Raw genomic sequence first — 16727 nt, 5'->3', positions numbered from 1 at the left:
ACAGGATGTGCCCGACATGCACCTCCAATCCTTTGAACCCGTCGGGCAACGCTTCGCTTTTGCCCGACCTACTCGGAAATTGGCCAATGCGCTACGCCGTTCAACCACGCCCGGCGCAACGTACTTCTTCACGGTCATGACCTATCAGCCAGGTAGGTCGGGCACCGGACGTGCTCGACATGCGCCCTCCACCCCCATCAACCCGTCGGGCAACGCTACGCTTTTGCCCGACCTACTCGGAAATTGGCCAATGCGCTATCGCCGTTCAACCACGCCCGGCGCAACGTACTTCTTCACGGTCATGACCTATCAGCCAGGCAGGTCGGGCACAGGACGTGCCCGACATGTGCCTCCAATCCTTTGAACCCGTCGGGCAACGCTGCGCTTTTGCCCGACCTACCCCTTGCTAAACCTAGCGCATTGCCGCTCGCGCCGCTTCCGCTAGAAAGCCGGAGCGCCTATTATCTCTGAGCCTTATTGGGCTTCAGCATGACCGGGCCAACAGGGGTTGCTCCAACAGGAAAAGTTGGATAGTGTTGGGGATAGTTACGAATGAAAAACAAAGGTAATATTATGGTATATAATGATATTATTACTATAGACTCTGACAAGCGCGGCGGCAAACCCTGCATCCGGGGCTTGCGGATCACAGTTTATGACGTGCTCGGTTGGTTGGCCAGTGGTATGACGCCAGCGAAAATCATCGAAGATTTCCCCGAATTAACCCATACCGATATCATGGCTTGCCTGGCTTTTGCTGCTGATCGGGAAAGAACGGTGACTTGGATTAAAGCAGCGTGAAGCTTCTACTCGACGAGAATTTATCCAGGCGAATGGTATCACTCATCGCCCTCCACTATCCGGGTTCTTCACAAATAGCCTTACTGGGATTGGAGCGATCATCAGACACGTCCATCTGGGCTTACGCTCGTCAGCACGATTTTATCATTGTCACCAAGGATAGCGATTTCGTTGATCTGTCCACGTTATATGGGCAGCCTCCTAAAATCATTCTGCTGAAAACCGGTAATCAAACCTGGCAAATGACTGCTCAAGCGCTGATCAACCGTCGGGAATTGCTGGAATCTGCGCTGATCACGGCAAATGCCGCGTGTGTCGACTTGTATTAGCCAGGTAGCCAGGTAGGGTACGCATCGCGTACCTTTTTCGGGGCGTGGACAATGACTGGTACGCGGTGCGTACCCTACGGGGGAATATGGCGGATTACCGGCGGTGCTATGTGCCGGGCGGGTCGTTCTTTTTCACGGTGGTCACGGAACGACGGGCGGCCATTTTGGGCAACGATCGGGCACGGGACTTGTTGCGCGCGGCGTTTCGCGATGGCCGGCAACGCTGGCCGTTCCGGGTGGATGCCCTGGTGATGTTGCCCGATCACCTGCACGCCATCTGGACCTTGCCGCCGGACGACGCCGATTATTCCAAACGCTGGGGCGCGATCAAAAAACACTTCACCCAATCCTGGCTGGCGGCGGGTGGCGGCGAACAACCGACGACGGACTCCCGCCACCGCTATCGACGCCGGGGCGTTTGGCAACGGCGGTTCTGGGAACATGCGATTCGTGATCAACGCGATTTCGACATTCACTGCGACTACCTCCACTACAACCCGGTCAAACATGGCCTTGTGGCGCGGGTAGCGGATTGGCCCTATTCGAGTTTTCACCGCTTCGTGGAAAACGGCGCGTATCCGCTGGATTGGGCGGGCCATCCCGAACTGGCGGCCAATGTTGCGAGCTTTGGGGAATGATGTCGGGCAACGCTGCGCTTTTGCCCGACCTACCCAACTACCCAACTGGCCGGTTGATCAGCGCGTAGGGCGGGTCAGGCATCAGCCATAACCGCGCCCTGCATCCGGTCAGTTTTGACGGTGGGCAAAGAGAGTTTAGACCGGTTGCTGCTCGATTGAGCTATCGTCAACCAGTTCCTGGTAAGCATGCCAGGTCGCGTGGCCGATCAGCGGGAGGGCAATCACCAGACCGATGTAGAAGGAGATCAGGCCAATCCCCGTAAAGACCACGATCAGCGCCGCCCACAGCGCCATCGGCCCCGGATTGGCGCGGACGGCGGTAAGGCTGGTTAGCACCGCGGTAATAAAGTCGACCTTGCGATCCAGCATCATTGGAATGGCGACTACGCTAATAGCGAAAACTACGGCGGCGATGACGGCGCCTACGCCAATGAAGACCAGTAGAAAAGTCAGGCCGCTCCCTGAAAAGAATATTTGGGAGACCGCGCTACTCAGGGTCATGTTCTGGCCGGTGATGATCAACCCGAAAAGCACCGCGGATAGACGCGCCCAGACAATCATCAGCAAACCGATCGCGATGCCGAACAGCAAAATCGGCATCGTATTATGCCGCCAGGCGGTGAGCGCATGTCCCAAAGTCGCCGGTTCACCCATCTGCAACCGGCGGCTGATGTCATACAGGCCCATCGCCAGGAACGGACCTGCGAGAAGAAAACCGGTGGTCAAGGCCAATGCGTAATGAAATTGCGCCTCGACCAAATAAACCAGCACATACCCCATGATCATAAAAATCAGTCCATAAGGAATGCTCGCCGCCGGCGCTTGCCACAGATCTTTCCAGCCGGCGCCTAGCCACTCCCAAGGCCGGTCGGTGGCGATAATCCGAACTTTCGGCGTTATCAACGAGCTTTCCACAACCCGGATCGTATCCGTCATCGCAGTGCCTCCTTCAGTAGTCGAATTTTGGTTGGAGCGATGAGAGTAAGACCGAAATTTTAATCACTGTTCCCATTGCGTTGAGAACGTAAACGGCGATAGAGGTCATAGGTCTGCTGGGCAATACTGCGCCAACTGTAATGCCGCTCGACTCGTTCGCGGCCCGCTTCAGCCATTTGCCGGCACAATTCCGGATCGTTAGCAATCCGATTGATGGCTTCAGCCAAACCGCGCTCGAAACGAGCGGGCGAAACCGGGTCATGCGGCGACTCCAAGGACAGATGTGGGTCGACCAGCAGACCGGTTTCACCTTCCACGACAACTTCGCAAATACCGCCTACAGCGCTGCCGACCACCGGGGTGCCACAGGCCATGGCTTCCAGGTTGATAATGCCAAACGGTTCGTAGATCGAGGGGCAACAGAAGATGGTGGCGTGCGAGTAAAGCGCGATCGTTTCCTTGCGCGGCAACATCTCGGGAATCCAGACGATGCCGGAACGGTGGCTTTGCAGTTCGCGGACAATCTCTTCGATTTCACGTTGCATGGCCAGAGTATCGGCATCGCCAGCGCACAGCACAACTTGCAATTTCGGATCAATATGAGGGATGGCCTGCAACAGATAGTACAACCCTTTCTGCCGGGTGATGCGTCCGACGAACAGCACAAAAGGACGGTCAGGATCGATGCCGTGTTTGCTCAACACGTCTGGGGCGTGAATCGGCTGATATTCTTCGGTATCGATCCCGTTGGGAATCACCACAACTCGGGTTGGATCGACATCGAACAATCGCAAAATATCCTCACGGGTGCTGCGCGAGACGGCGATGATAGCGTCGGCGGTCTCCAGGGCGCTTTTCTCGATCCAGCGCGACAAATCATAGCCATGCCCGAGTTGGTCACGCTTCCAGGGTCGCAGCGGCTCCAGCGAGTGGACTGTAATCACCATTGGGATGTTGTAAAGAATTTTGGCGAGGATGCCGCTGAAGTGTGCATACCAAGTGTGGCAGTGGATAATTTCGGCATTGCCGCCTTCCAGGTCATCGCCAATGCCTTGGCCTACGAAAGCCAGACAGGTGCTCAGCGCCTTGAGTGGTGAAACAAAGGACTGTGGACAACCGGCAAAATGGGTAGTGTCCATTTTAATGCCGCGCACATGCAATTGGCCGTCATCAAGCGTCTGGTCGTGGAAACTGCGCACCTCGACCGGGGTGAGCTTCGCCAGTTCGCGGGACAGGTACTCGACGTGAACGCCGGCGCCGCCATAAACATAGGGCGGATATTCATTCGTGGTCAGCAGAACGCGCATTGTTGTTATGCTCCCTTGGCCTAGTGGATGGCAGTGTGGGTTGTTTTAAAACCCGCCGCGACGACGGGCGAATAATAGCGGGCATTATGCCAAGCACTGCATGGTTTTTGGAAGGGCAGTTAGAACGCGGTTGCCAGGACGCCAACCTGATCCAGCATCGCCTGCCGCTCGGCATGAGAGATCGAGAGCACCTGATAGAACGCTTGGTGAACGATATTACGAACGCCACAGGCACCAAGTACGCCCTCGGCAATAGGGCGAACCAGCAATTCATGCCAGCGCTCCCGTTGGTAAGTGGCTTCATCCCCGCCCAGGGTATTGAGAATCAGCGCCCGTTCGTGCGTCAGCAAGCCGCGCATGCCGTGGGTGTCGATGTCAAAGGCGAATTTTCGGGTAAAAACCCGGTCGATCCAACCTTTCAGAATCGCCGGTGGGCCAAACCACCAGATCGGATAGATCAATACCAGTCCCTGCGCCCAGCGAACCGCTGCCTGTTCGCGTTGCACATCGTCCGCCAGGTTGCCGCGCCAGTTGCGCAATAAATCTTCGCTATCCAGGACACAGCGAAATTGCATTTGATAAAGGTCATGAATCCGGGTGGCGTGACCCTGCTCGCGCAAAGTGGCGTCGACCTTTTCCAAAATAGCCCGGTTGAAGCTGCGCGGATTGGGATGCGCGTAGATAATCAGGACATTCATGCCGTTCAGGCCACTCGTGCGGAAAACTCGTATCCGGCCAGATTCAGAATCAGGACATCGCCGGGGGCGAGAGGCCCGACCCCCGCCGGGGTTCCGGTTAGCACTACATCACCCGGTTGCAGGCTAAAGTGCGTGGACATGTAGGCCATCAGTTCAAAAACACTGACCATCATCTGTTGGGTATTCCCCTTCTGACGAACGTCACCGTTGACACTGAGGCTTAAATCAGTTGCCTGGGGATGAGGAAGCGCCTCCGGTTTCAGGAACGGCGACAACGGACAGGAGCCGTCAAACGCCTTGGCGGTTTCCCAGGGATGACCCTTTTTCTTCAGTTTGTTTTGCAAATCGCGTAGGGTCAAATCCAGACCAACGCCATAGCCCGCGACCGCCTGGCATGCGGTTTCAGCCTCAGCGTTTTGCAACAGTTGCCCGACCAGCACCGCCAACTCGACCTCGTGATGGCATTCACCGCGTCCCACAGGTAACTGGATGGGTTGGTCCAGGGCGGCCAGAGCGGTAGCCGGTTTCATGAACAGGATGGGTGTTTCGGGAACCGGGTTATCCAGTTCGCGAATATGGTCAAGATAGTTTCGGCCAATGCATACAATTTTGCCGATGGGCAGATCAAGCGGACTGCCGTCCAGATAACGGTGTTGATAGATCATGATACGTTTCCTGCGTCGATGATGTGCTGTTTTTTCTTCTGTAAATCTCTCTGTGGGAGAGGAATTGATTAGCAGGCAAGCCGCTTTGAAGGCATCGATGCGCTGACGATCGAGTGTGCGTCCGCCTTCAAATGCGATTAGTAAATCGTTCAAGTATACCGTTGATCCTCGGTAATGTTTGCTCCAGGGCCATTTTTTTGCGTTATGCTTCATGGGGTCCGCCGCTGCTCCAGGTCTGAGGAACTACCCCCATGTACATCGCTAACCCCCTGTATGACACCGTGTTCAAGTATCTGCTGGAAGACAATGCCCTGGCGAAATTGCTAATTGGCGGCATCCTGCAGGAGGAAATCGTCAGTCTGGAATTTCGCCCGCAGGAACGCACCAGCGAAATCGACCGTCCAGGCGAACGCATCCTGACTGTGTACCGGATGGACTTTGCCGCACGGGTACGCAATGCGGCGGGCGAAGAACGGCAGGTGCTGATCGAACTGCAAAAAGCCAAATACCCAACCGATATCATGCGCTTTCGGCGCTATCTGGGTGCGCAATACCGCGACCCGGACAACACTCGTGAGGTCGAGTTGAACGCCGGTCAGGCGAAGGCCAAACGGGTGCGACAAGGCTTGCCGCTGCTGACCATCTATTTTCTGGGCCACGCGCTGGAGCACACCGATGCGCCAGTGATCCGGGTGCGGCGGGACGTCACCGATGTGGCGACCGGAACCCCCTTAGCTCAAAAGGAGGCGTTCATTGAAAGCCTGACCCATGACAGTTATGTGATCCAGATTCCGAAACTGCGGGGGCGACGGCGAACCGAAGTAGAAGAAATGTTGCAAGTTTTTGACCAAAGCCGGGTGCATGGCGACCGGCACTTGCTGACGATTGACGAAGCGGAAATGCCGGAACGGTATCGACCGATTTTGCGGCGACTCCAGCGGGCGGTGGCCGAGCCGAAAATTGCCGATGCAATGGATCTGGAAGACGAGGTCCTGGAAGAGTTGCAGGATATTGAACGGGAATTGGAACAGGTGCGGGAACAGGCCGAACAGGCAAAACAACGGGCGGATCAGGAACAACAACGCGCAGAACAGGAACAACAACGCGCCGAACAGGAGCGGGCGGAGAAGGAGCGGCTGTTGGCGCTACTGAAACAGGCGGGCATTGATCCGAATGAAGCGATGCCCTGAGAAGCTCTTTGCGAGTTGCAAACGAAGCGCCGTGGATTATTAAAGAGTATACCGCTCATCTACGAGAGAAACTGTCACATTTCTATTTTTTTACGTTATCCTTTCTCCCACATAGATCATGTTTCGTGTTCTCAACTGGTTCCTTTTGTCGCTATCATTACAAAGTGAACCGTAGTTTATTCACCCATCAAGGATAATGTTTCATGAGTATTCATCATATTTGGCGGCGTTGGGCCTCACGGGGCTGGTACGCCGGGGCAGTGAGCCTGTTTCTGATTCTGGCCTTGAGCTTGCCTGTGGCGCAGGCTGCAACCTTCACCGTCACCAATCTGGATGACAGCGGTCCGGGTTCGTTGCGCCAAGCAGTGCTTGACGCCAATGCGGCTACAGGTAGCCACACGATTGAATTTCAGCCGGGCCTGACCGGAACGATTACCTTGACTAGCGGGGAAATCGCAATTAGTAGCCGGCTCACCATCAATGGTCCCGGGAGCGATATCCTGGCTGTGAGCGGTAACGGACAATCAGTGGTTTTCAGCAGCTCCAGTGCGAGTGCGACCCTACGCGGCTTAACGATCCGGGATAGTGGTAGCAGCATTGTTAATTCCGGTATCCTAACTATAAGCCAATGTGTCTTGCTCAATAATTATCATTATCATTGTTGTCTCGCGGTCGGCGGCGGAATTAAAAACGAAGGCATTCTTACCCTGAGCGAGTCTACCGTGGCCGGTAATGGAGGAAGTGGTGGCGCAATCAGTAACAGTGGCACACTGACAGTGCGCAATAGCACGATATCTGGCAATCTATCCCGCGGCGACGGGGGTGGAATTTTTAATGACCGCTATGCAAAGACACTGACTGTCATCAATAGCACCCTGACCGGCAACGCTGCGGTCGGCAGCGGTGGCGGAATTTACAACGGATATAGTAATGTCGTGAATGTAGGTAATAGCCTGGTCGCCGGTAATATCGCGTCTACCGGCAATGAAGTCTTCAATGGCGCCGAATCTGGCTTCACTTCTCAAGGTCACAATCTGTTCGGCGAAAATGGTGTCAATGGCTTGGTGAACGCCACGCGCGCGGAAACGGACTTGGTGTTGGCTGGGCCGATTACGACAGCCATCGGCGATCTCCTCGACAACGGCGGCCCCACCCCTACGCACGCATTGGCAGCCGGCAGTCCTGCGATTAACGCCGGCGATAACACCCTGATTCCCGCCGATGTCACCACTGACCAACGGGGTGCCGGCTTCCCGCGCATCGTCGGCGGTACGGTCGACATCGGCGCAGTGGAATTCGGCAGCGGCGGCAGCGTTGTCACTTACACGGTCACAGCCTCCGCTGGCGCGGGTGGTACGATCAGCCCGGCCACCGCCACCGTCAACAGCGGCGCTCGCGCTACCTTCACGGTCACCCTCGATCTGGGCTATGCGGCGGACGTCACCGGCTGCGGCGGCACACTCGCCGGAAACACCTACACCACCGCCCCGATCACTGGCGATTGTATGATCAGCGCCAGTTTCCATCCGAACACCAGCGCCTATACCGTGACCGCTATCACCGGCATCAACGGTTCCATCACCCCCGCCACACAGGCCGTTAATCCCAACGCCACCGCCACCCTGACTGTCACCCCTGACACCGGTTACACGGCCATCGTTGCCGGTTGTGGAGGAACCCTGACCGGCACGACCTACACCACCAGTCCGATCACGGCTGACTGCGCGGTGGTGGCCCGCTTCACGGCGACCGTCACCGCTGACGCGCCTGCGGTGACCACGCCGGACGTGCCCGACGCCATCGCTCAGGTCCCCTACGCCACCTACCTCACCGCCATTGGCGGCCAATATCCCTATACCTACGCCGCGACTGGATTGCCAACCGGCTTGACCCTCACCACCGAGGGCATTCTCCGGGGAACGCCGACCGCCAGCGGCCCCTTCGTGGTCACGGTCACGGTGACCGATGCCCTTGGACAGCGCAGTTCACGCCGTTATTTGCTGACGGTGAGTACGGGCTTGACCCTGATCACCGTTCATCTCCCGAACGCCCTGGTCAATGTTCCTTACTCGCAAACGCTCGCCGCGCTCGGCGGACAACCACCTTACATCTTCACTGCCGCCGGGTTGCCTACGGGCTTGAGTCTTACACCGGGCGGCGTGCTGAGCGGGACCCCGGTCGAGCGCAACATCGCCGCAGTCCAGCTGACCGTCACCGACGCCCTGAATCAGCAGGCCACAAAAGAGACCGTGCTCACGGTGCGTGACTTTACCTTCACCCAACCCAACCCGGAGCAACCGGAACAAACCCTCAACGGCGTCGCGGAAGCCTGCACCACCGCCGACATCACCACCCGGACCCTCAAGGTGGGTGATCCGGACGCACCCACCACCGGCCCCAATGGCGTCACCCTGCTCTACGGCCTGCTGGAAATCACCGTCACCGGTTGTGAGCCCGGCCAAACCGTCCTGGCCCTGACCACGGTGTACCCGGAACCGCTGCCCCCCAATGCCCAATACTGGAAATACGGTCGCACCCGCGACAACCCGGAACCGCACTGGTACGTCCTGCCCGGCGCAATTATCGAAGGCAACGCCATCACCCTGCTGATCGTCGATGGCGACATTGGCGACTCTGATCTTGCGGTGGACGGCAACATCCTCGATCCGGGCGGCCCCGGTATTACCCTCAACACCATTGACGGCGCGGTGCCCGCCGTTCTGCCCATCAGCGAACCCTACCGCGCCGACTTCCAGGTCCAGTGCGATCAAGGCCAATGTCCAGCGGACTCTGCTTACGACTGGAGCCTGGCTGCGGGCGCGTTACCGGACGGATTAGCCCTGACCGGCAATGGCGCGACCGCGACCCTGAGCGGGACGCCCACCCGCGTGGGGCGCTACCCGTTCACCGTCCAAGTCCTGGCCCGCAGTGACGCCCCCGCCCCGACCCAGGAAAGCTATTCCGTGGTCATCGCCGATCCGGCGGCCACCACGCTGATCACCCACTACTACGTCTCGATCCTCGAACGGGAACCCGAAGCGGAGGGGCTGGCTTATTGGCAAGGCTTGATCGCTGAGAAACAGGTGCAAGGGGAAGACGCCAAACCGGTGTTTCGGGAGATGGCGAACTTCTTTTTCAACAGTGAGGAATACCTGGGTCGCAACACCACCGACCGGCAATTCATCACCAACCTGTATCTGACCTTCTTCCAGCGCGAACCGGATGAGGACGGCTATGCGTTCTGGCTGGAGCAGTTGGCGGGCGGTATGCCGCGCAATACCGCGATGGCCGGTTTCCTCTATTCCCAAGAGTTCACCGACTTCATGCAGGGGTTGGGATTCTGATAAGCGTTCACCTCCAGCGAGTTGGCGATACACCTCGGCAATGCGGGCGTTCAGGTCGATCCAATCGACGTCTTCGTGCGTTAGTAACCGGTAGGCTGTTTGGGTTTGTTACCTACCGGTTACTCAAAGCCGGCCACAGGTCGCGCCCAACCGTTCAGCAACGCCTGCCAACCGATATTTGCTTACTGGCCGGTTATGCCCCGCCACTCCTCCTTGGTTATGGGGGAATCATAAGGCTTGTTCTTATCCTGCTGATGAGCAGCGCTAAAAAAACTCTTCATGTCCGCCTCGGCGGTATCTGCTCCCTTCGTCACCGCGGCAACCACACCCGGATGTGCTTTCGCTTCATCCATACTGACCATGTTGTCCTTATTGGTGTCGACCTCTTCAAAAGGAGGAAAAGCTCCACTTCCTTTATTCCACTGCGCCAGCGCGACGCCAGTTCCCATTAGCAATAACAATCCGCTTAGAGTGATCAAAGATTTCTTCATGTCGTATCTCCTGATTAAAGGCCATTATTGCGCAGTTGCGCCGGTTTGCTCAAAGGAACGTTAAAAACGTTACTTGATGAACACTTGAAATTTTTATTTAAAACAATTCCACTCCAGCTTAAATTTGCAAGTTACCCAGATAGATTCACATCAGAATTCCGGCCGCCTCTCATGAATGGGTGATTATCGCGCTCAGCGCCGCCTCTGCGTGAAAGGCGGCTGACTTTGCCGAAGGGTTTAGCGGATGTTCATGCGGGTCTCCATATAGGTCAAGTAAGGTCTATAGTGTCGAGTCCGGTGCATCTCTCGGCTAGGGCTGATCGTCACTGTATGGTCACTGAGCGACAATGACCTTCGTCATCCCTCATCCCGCACCGCCGAACGGATGGCGATCAATGTCCAAGCAGTATAGTGAAGATTTAAGAACAAGAGTGATACAGAGCTACTTGAATGGCATGTCGAAAATTGATATCATTGCGCTTTTCAAAATAGGGATGGACACTCTAAATCGTTGGATTCGTCAGTATCTATAAACGGGGGATATTGAAGAAAATGGACATAAATTATTATTTTTATCACCTTATTCACCTGATTTAAATCCTATTGTCTTGCTAATAGTTATCCCCACAAAAATCATGCTGGAGCTTTTTCAGGATTAGCGTATTGAGTATCAGGGAGCCTAAAAAATGATTTGACCCTTTCCTGAAATTCTTTTAGCTTTTCCAAAGCAGAATAAACGCGCGCTCTGAAATCAGCCCGGTTTTTAATTGGCTCCTTTTCCAGATGATCATTTTTGATCTCATTCCAAACCTGTTCATCCGGATTTAACTCTGGCGAGTGGGGGGGAAGAAAGAACAAGCGGATTTGTTTTCGATGCGTCTCAAGAAAGGCTTTGACTTCTTTCGAGGTATGATAAGACGCATTGTCCGTGATGACAATTAATGGGCGCTCTCGACCCTCTAATGCCTTCTCTAAAAAGGCAATGAAAACCCCACTCACTCATTTTTGAGTGGTCACTTCAAATATTAACTCGCCCGTCGCCGTAACCATCGATAAAATGTGAAACCCACCCCGGTCATCACTCACTTTAATTTCAGGCGGATGACCGACTAAGCCCCACGTCCGTCCAGAACGCGTATGGCCTTGAACCCATGACTCATCCTGAAACGCAATATCCGCTCCAAGTTCTTGAGCCCGCTTCTGAATCTCTTTAAATTCTTCATTAATAAACTTTTTAACTTCCTCCTGATCCTGGTTTAAGGCATGATAACAAGGTTTTTGACAACTCAGTCCTAATTGATGTAAATGCAGACGAACCGTGGCATCCGATACCCATAAACCAAAGTACTCTTTCAATAAATTAACCATGATCTCTAAAGTCCATAAAACCGTATCATAGCCATGATCCGCCGGCGTCGTATTGAGTATCGTTTCTTTTAACCATCGATCAATATCCGGAGTCATCACACACGTGGCGCCGAGCGCTTTCCGGGTATCCAGGGCTTCTTCTCCTTCATAACGATAGTTGCGAAGCCAATCATAAATACTCGTTCGGTCGATACCCAAAAAATCAGCAACAAGCTCCGGACCATAATGCTTCTCTTCGACCGCGCGAACCGCAATACGCCGGATGTAATTCATCACTTCATCCGGTATTTTACGTGCATCAAACATCCATTCCGCGTTCATTGCCGCACCTCCTCTATAAATTTAGAGTCTCTAAAGAGGTCTTCTATAGTTATTAGACAATTTGATTAACGCTCAGTTCGTTGATAATGTAGGGATAATCGTTGGCAAGCCTATATCGAAAACTACTGGGCCATTATTAAGGGAAAGTTGAGGAAAGTAGTTTCAAATTTTCAAAATCTTTTTGATGCGCTAGTGGGCTGACACAGAAGTTTTGACAGGTTCAGAGGTTTCTAGGTCCACCGGGGTTTCAGAAGATTTCAAGGGAGGATAGAGGCGCTTGAGTTTGACCCGGGCCAAGTCGGTGCCGAACTGCCAGTGGATTTTGGTCTGACGTAGGTTGCGTGGGCCTTGCCAAGCGGCGATTTCCTTCCGCAAAGTTTCGAGGTTCGCAATGCGGCGATTCAAACACTGGCCGGCGAGAACAGCGAACTCACATTCCGCCATATTGAGCCAACTGCCATGCTTGGGGGTGTAATGAAATTCGAGCTTGCGGGTGATCCGGCGGGCTTCCTCTGGAGAAAAGACACTATACAAGGCCGCAGGAGTGTGGGTATTGAGGTTATCCACGACCAACCGGATTCGCTCCGCCTTCGGAAAGTACACATCAACGAGTTGCTGCATTTGCTGGGCAAAATCGCGTTTGGTGCGCTGTTTCGTGACATTAACATGACGCCACCCGCGCAAGGGTTGTACGAATAGAAATAAATTGGCGGTGCCTTCGCGTTTGTATTCACAGTCATAGCGCGCCGGTTGACCCGGGCGGGCGGGTTGAGGACAGCGGGTTTCGCTGGTCAATTGCACCGGACTTTCATCGAAGCACACTTGGGGGTATTGAGGATCATCGGGTTCGGCGTACAGGTCCAACACATCCTCCATATGCCAAACATAATCGGGACTGACACTGGGAATACACCATTCTTGACGTTGCCAGGGTTTGAGGTCGTTTTTTTAAGGATGCGCCGCACACTCTCACGGGAAATGGCTTCGATGGGCCGGAGTTCCATGAAGCGGTCCGCTAACAATTGGAGAGTCCACTGACAACGGCCAGCGGGCGGGGTACTACAGGCCAAGGCGACCAGAAAGGCGGCCTGTTTGCCGGTCAAGGCCGGGGGCAAACCGACTCGTGGCCGCTCGCTTAACGCCGCCAGCAACCCTTCGTCGACAAACCGTTGACGGGTACGATGAACGGTCGAAATCCCCAAGTGAAGGCTTTGGGCAATGGCCTCATCCGTCGCCCCTTCCGCAGCCTGCAGCAACACATGGGCACGGGCAACCTTGCGCGCCGCTGCCTTGCCTTTATGAATGACCTTCAGCAGGTCTTCCCGCTCCTCTTCAGTTAGATCAACCAGATACTTGTGGGCCATGGTGATTCCTCCTGTTGATCTCAACCATAGGGCACCCACCGCTACCTGTCAAAACTTCTGTGTCAGCCCACTAGTAGCAGTTTTTCAAACTATCTAAAAACTTTTTGACTATAAATTGTGTGTAGGGCGGGTTAGGGTGCCAGCCCGCAACACTATGATTTTCATGGACTTCGGCGGCTGCGGGTTACGCTACGTTAACCCGCCCTACCCTTCAGCACGCGAACGCTCAATCTGAGGATTGAGCCGACCAGAAAATCCGACCTCTGAACCCTGAAACCTCATGCCTATTCCCCCGCATCCGGTTCGCCGCAGTTGCGCAGAATCACCGTCCGCACCGCATCCCGCAAGCGCACTGCCGCTGACCAGTCATCGCCGGTCGGTTGAATCGACGGTTCAACAATGACCTCCAAGCGTCCTCGACGGGGAAACCAGGAGCCAGCGCGCAGAATATCGCGCGTCCCGCGAATCGTCACCGGCGCTACTGGAACGCCCGCCTGCGCCGCCGCCATGAACGCGCCCATGCGGAACGATAACAGACCGGGCATCCGTTTAAATGTCCCTTCCGGGAAAAAACCCAGGGATTGACCGGCGTGAGCGGCCTCAGCCACCTTGCGCGCCTCCTCTACACTGCGCTGCACATCGAAACGCTCAACAAACAGGGTGCCGATGCGTTGCAGTGGTCGGGCGATCCAGTGGTTATCCAGCAATTCCCGCTTGGCGACATAATGAAAATGGCGGGGAATCGCCGCCATCAACACATAAGCGTCCAGAAAGCTGGAATGATTCGCCACGAGGATGCAAGCGCCCGCCGGTAGATGTTCAAGTCCACACACGGTCAGTGGCGTTCCTGTAGCCCACGCCAATAGTCGAGACGCCATCCGGGCCAGCGTCCAGCGCCATTCCGGTCTTGGCAGGATCATGATGCCCAACCAGGTAAAGGGCGCCAACACGCCATACACGGCCCAGGCATACCCGGCAAACAGCCGCTCACCGACATTTCGTCCCAAGCGCTGCATCCGCGCCCAGGCGCTGACCAGGGTCATCCGCGTCAATTGCAGCCAGATCGCCCGGCCACCGCGCCCCAGCGCATTTTGCTCATACAATTCCCGAATCGCCGCCCGGCGGATCTTGCCGCTGGAGGTTTTTAACACCGTACGCAGCGGCGTCAGCCGTACATCGTCCGGTGGCATTCCCAATAGATCGACGCTGACATTCTGAATGTGCTGCCGCAAACGCTCCCGCGCTTCCGGTTGCGTCGCGCGGGTTTCGGCCACCACGACCAGGCGTTCACTGCCAGTCGCCGGATCGCTACTGGCAAAGACCGCTACGCAACCCTTGCGAATGCTGGGAATTTCGCCCACCGCCTGCTCCAGTTCATAGGGATAAATGTTGCGTCCGCCGCGAATAATCAAATCCTTGACCCGTCCGGTCAGGTAAATATCGCCATCGGCCAGATAACCGCGATCGCCGGAATCCAGCCAGTCATCGCCATGCGGGAACAGCCGACGGGTTGCCTCGGGATTACGGTAATAACCGACAGTGGCCGAAGGGCCTTTGAACTCTAGGCGACCTTCCCGCTGATCCGGCAACTCACGGCCCTGCTCATCAACAATGCGGATTTGGTGATCGGGAATGGGCTGACCACAGGCGGGAAAGAGCAGGGCGTTTTCATCATCAGGTGGGGCTAGCTCCGCCCGGCCATTGGCCATGAAGACTTGACGTTGCACCCGATCGATGACTGGCCCCCGGTTCGGCGGTTGCAGCGCCAGTCCGACCGAACACTCAGCCAGTCCATAGACTGGCGCCATTGCCTCTCGCCGAAAACCGTAGCGTTCAAAGCGGGCAATGAAACGCTCCAGAGTCGCCGGGCTGACCGGTTCCGCGCCATTGAGCGCCATGCGCCAGGAGCTGAGATCCAAACCTTCAATCTCGTGATCCTGGATGGCGCGCACACAGAGTTCATAGGCAAAATTGGGCGCGGCGGACAGTGTGCCGCGATGCCGGTGAATCGCCCATAACCAGCGCGAGGGCCGCGCCAGGAAGCTGAGCGGCGACATCGCCACCAGCGGGAAGGCGTAGTACAAGCTGCCCAGACAAGCGCCGATCAGCCCCATATCGTGATAGAGTGGCAACCAACTGATGAACACATCATTGGAGTTGGCGTCCACTCGCGGTCCCATAGCCCGTAGATTAGCCAACAGGTTGGCATGGGTTAGCATCACTCCCTTGGGATCGCCAGTGCTGCCCGAGGTGTATTGCAAAAAGGCCAGGTCCGTGGTTTTAATGGCCGCATCGCTCCACGACGCCGGTTCCTGTGCCAGCTCGTCAGCTGTGACGACATGCCGCAAATGTTCGACTTGCGCCTGAAGCAGTCGCGCCACCAGCTTGGCTTCGGGAACAGTGATGAGGACTACGGATTCAGCATTGCGCAGCAACCGGGCGTGGCGGCGCAAATGTTCCTCGATTTGCGAAGGACGCACCGGCGGATAGATCGGTACGGGTATCCCGCCGGCCAACAGGATGCCAAAGAAGCTGAGAAAGTATTCGGAGCCGGTAGGCAGCATGATGGCCACGGTCTGCCCCGGTTGCAATCCACGCCCTCGCAACCCGGTTGCCACGGCCCGCGCGCCTTGACGCAGACTGGCGTAGGTGAAGGTATGATCAATCTGGTCATGCGCACCGTAAATCTGGATAGCGACCCGGTCAGGGTGCGCTTCGCTATGCCAATCGAGGACCTCAGGCAGCGTAGTAGCGCGAGCTGGCGCGCTGGCGGCAGACCGTTCCAGGGTGGCGGCCTGTGGTTCAACCACAGTGATGGCTTTCATGGGTTCGCCTCGGGCTTGTTGAATAAGCGCCAGCAAATCCCGCAGGGTTTCGACCGTGAGCACCTGTTCATCCAGTCGAACCTGGAAGGCTTTTTCGATGCGCTGCAATAACTCGGTACGCGCCAGGCTGTCCAGCGCCAGGTCGCGATCGACATGACTGTCCAACGAGAGCCCTTCGACAGCGCGCTCCGACTGGCGAATTTCCAGTAACAGCTCGCGCAGCAGGGTTAGCAGGCGCGCAGCGGCGTCCTCAATAATATCCGGCGTGGAAGAAGTCGCTGTTTCAGCGGAAGTAGGCAGTCCATCACGATCGGAAGACATGGCGACAGTCCGTAGGTAGCGAGGATTTAAGCGGCAACCTGAACCAGGCTCCGGCGTTTAAGCCTGACATTTTATAGAATAGAAAGTGAAGAAAGCGTGTTGTATCGGCAATAATTGGCCAGTTTTGCC

Annotated in this window: 14 protein-coding genes and 1 pseudogene; 6 read left to right on the top strand and 9 right to left on the bottom strand. The window is 55.9% G+C overall.

Translation table 11 applies throughout. The features are described 5' to 3' along the window. The first annotated feature begins 16 nt into the window (after window positions 1-16). The 4 genes from H6973_03190 (at window position 17) to H6973_03175 (ending at window position 1768) form a co-directional block, all read left to right on the top strand. A complete protein-coding gene (locus tag H6973_03190) occupies window positions 17-364 on the top strand; it encodes a hypothetical protein (protein ID MCP5124660.1) in 348 nt (115 codons plus the stop codon). Between the two features lie 209 nt (window positions 365-573). Further along, window positions 574-801 carry a DUF433 domain-containing protein gene (locus H6973_03185; GenBank protein MCP5124659.1) on the top strand — a complete coding sequence of 76 codons (228 nt, stop codon included), beginning with the start codon at window positions 574-576 and terminating at the stop codon, window positions 799-801. Beyond that, entirely contained in the window at window positions 798-1130 is a 333-nt protein-coding gene (locus H6973_03180; GenBank protein ID MCP5124658.1) for a DUF5615 family PIN-like protein, read from the top strand. Before H6973_03185 ends, H6973_03180 begins: the two co-directional genes overlap by 4 nt. An 86-nt stretch (window positions 1131-1216) precedes the next feature. After that, on the top strand, window positions 1217-1768 hold the full coding sequence (locus tag H6973_03175; GenBank protein MCP5124657.1) for a transposase: 552 nt from the start codon (window positions 1217-1219) through the stop codon (window positions 1766-1768). 135 nt (window positions 1769-1903) lie between these two features. On the opposite strand, the gene H6973_03170 is transcribed toward H6973_03175, so the two are convergent. The 4 genes from H6973_03170 to H6973_03155 all read right to left on the bottom strand — a co-directional run bounded on the left by H6973_03170 (window position 1904) and on the right by H6973_03155 (window position 5374). Next, window positions 1904-2704 carry a DUF2189 domain-containing protein gene (locus H6973_03170; GenBank protein ID MCP5124656.1) on the bottom strand — a complete coding sequence of 267 codons (801 nt, stop codon included), beginning with the start codon at window positions 2702-2704 and terminating at the stop codon, window positions 1904-1906. A gap of 59 nt (window positions 2705-2763) precedes the next feature. Next, complete coding sequence (gene glgA, locus H6973_03165) at window positions 2764-4011, bottom strand: glycogen synthase (protein ID MCP5124655.1); 1248 nt, start codon at window positions 4009-4011, stop codon at window positions 2764-2766. Window positions 4012-4130: 119 nt separating this feature from the next. Continuing rightward, window positions 4131-4709, bottom strand: a complete 579-nt coding sequence (locus tag H6973_03160) for an NAD(P)H-dependent oxidoreductase (protein ID MCP5124654.1) — start codon at window positions 4707-4709, stop codon at window positions 4131-4133. Window positions 4710-4714: 5 nt separating this feature from the next. Continuing rightward, window positions 4715-5374, bottom strand: a complete 660-nt coding sequence (locus tag H6973_03155) for a fumarylacetoacetate hydrolase family protein (protein ID MCP5124653.1) — start codon at window positions 5372-5374, stop codon at window positions 4715-4717. A gap of 251 nt (window positions 5375-5625) precedes the next feature. Here H6973_03155 and H6973_03150 point away from each other — a divergent pair, with 251 nt between their 5' ends. Both H6973_03150 and H6973_03145 read left to right on the top strand, forming a co-directional pair. Continuing rightward, a complete protein-coding gene (locus tag H6973_03150; GenBank protein ID MCP5124652.1) occupies window positions 5626-6564 on the top strand; it encodes a hypothetical protein in 939 nt (312 codons plus the stop codon). Between the two features lie 203 nt (window positions 6565-6767). Beyond that, complete coding sequence (locus tag H6973_03145) at window positions 6768-9908, top strand: DUF4214 domain-containing protein (protein MCP5124651.1); 3141 nt, start codon at window positions 6768-6770, stop codon at window positions 9906-9908. A 182-nt stretch (window positions 9909-10090) separates the two neighbouring features. On the opposite strand, the gene H6973_03140 is transcribed toward H6973_03145, so the two are convergent. The 5 genes and pseudogenes from H6973_03140 to H6973_03120 all read right to left on the bottom strand — a co-directional run bounded on the left by H6973_03140 (window position 10091) and on the right by H6973_03120 (window position 16598). Continuing rightward, entirely contained in the window at window positions 10091-10399 is a 309-nt protein-coding gene (locus H6973_03140; GenBank protein MCP5124650.1) for a hypothetical protein, read from the bottom strand. A 633-nt stretch (window positions 10400-11032) separates the two neighbouring features. Then, entirely contained in the window at window positions 11033-11398 is a 366-nt protein-coding gene (locus H6973_03135; protein MCP5124649.1) for a transposase, read from the bottom strand. Next, on the bottom strand, window positions 11399-12088 hold the full coding sequence (locus tag H6973_03130; protein MCP5124648.1) for an IS630 family transposase: 690 nt from the start codon (window positions 12086-12088) through the stop codon (window positions 11399-11401). Between the two features lie 189 nt (window positions 12089-12277). Further along, window positions 12278-13452 (bottom strand): annotated as a pseudogene (locus H6973_03125) (IS630 family transposase). A 284-nt stretch (window positions 13453-13736) separates the two neighbouring features. Beyond that, entirely contained in the window at window positions 13737-16598 is a 2862-nt protein-coding gene (locus tag H6973_03120; protein ID MCP5124647.1) for an AMP-binding protein, read from the bottom strand. Between the last annotated feature and the right edge of the window lie 129 nt (window positions 16599-16727).

The organism is Gammaproteobacteria bacterium (genome assembly GCA_024235095.1).
GTDB lineage: Bacteria > Pseudomonadota > Gammaproteobacteria > Competibacterales > Competibacteraceae > UBA2383.
The sequence above is the reverse complement of the archived record's forward strand: the minus strand, read 5'-3'. Positions and strand labels throughout refer to the sequence as shown.

What these genes read in the sequence shown, in the direction of transcription:
- H6973_03190 (MCP5124660.1), top strand. Translation starts at nt 17, where the DNA reads ATGCACCTCCAATCCTTTGAACCCGTCGGGCAACGCTTCGCTTTTGCC.
- H6973_03185 (MCP5124659.1), top strand. Translation starts at nt 574, where the DNA reads ATGGTATATAATGATATTATTACTATAGACTCTGACAAGCGCGGCGGC.
- H6973_03175 (MCP5124657.1), top strand. Translation starts at nt 1,217, where the DNA reads ATGGCGGATTACCGGCGGTGCTATGTGCCGGGCGGGTCGTTCTTTTTC.
- H6973_03170 (MCP5124656.1), bottom strand. Translation starts at nt 2,704, where the DNA reads ATGACGGATACGATCCGGGTTGTGGAAAGCTCGTTGATAACGCCGAAA.
- glgA (MCP5124655.1), bottom strand. Translation starts at nt 4,011, where the DNA reads ATGCGCGTTCTGCTGACCACGAATGAATATCCGCCCTATGTTTATGGC.
- H6973_03160 (MCP5124654.1), bottom strand. Translation starts at nt 4,709, where the DNA reads ATGAATGTCCTGATTATCTACGCGCATCCCAATCCGCGCAGCTTCAAC.
- H6973_03155 (MCP5124653.1), bottom strand. Translation starts at nt 5,374, where the DNA reads ATGATCTATCAACACCGTTATCTGGACGGCAGTCCGCTTGATCTGCCC.
- H6973_03150 (MCP5124652.1), top strand. Translation starts at nt 5,626, where the DNA reads ATGTACATCGCTAACCCCCTGTATGACACCGTGTTCAAGTATCTGCTG.
- H6973_03145 (MCP5124651.1), top strand. Translation starts at nt 6,768, where the DNA reads ATGAGTATTCATCATATTTGGCGGCGTTGGGCCTCACGGGGCTGGTAC.
- H6973_03140 (MCP5124650.1), bottom strand. Translation starts at nt 10,399, where the DNA reads ATGAAGAAATCTTTGATCACTCTAAGCGGATTGTTATTGCTAATGGGA.
- H6973_03130 (MCP5124648.1), bottom strand. Translation starts at nt 12,088, where the DNA reads ATGAACGCGGAATGGATGTTTGATGCACGTAAAATACCGGATGAAGTG.
- H6973_03120 (MCP5124647.1), bottom strand. Translation starts at nt 16,598, where the DNA reads ATGTCTTCCGATCGTGATGGACTGCCTACTTCCGCTGAAACAGCGACT.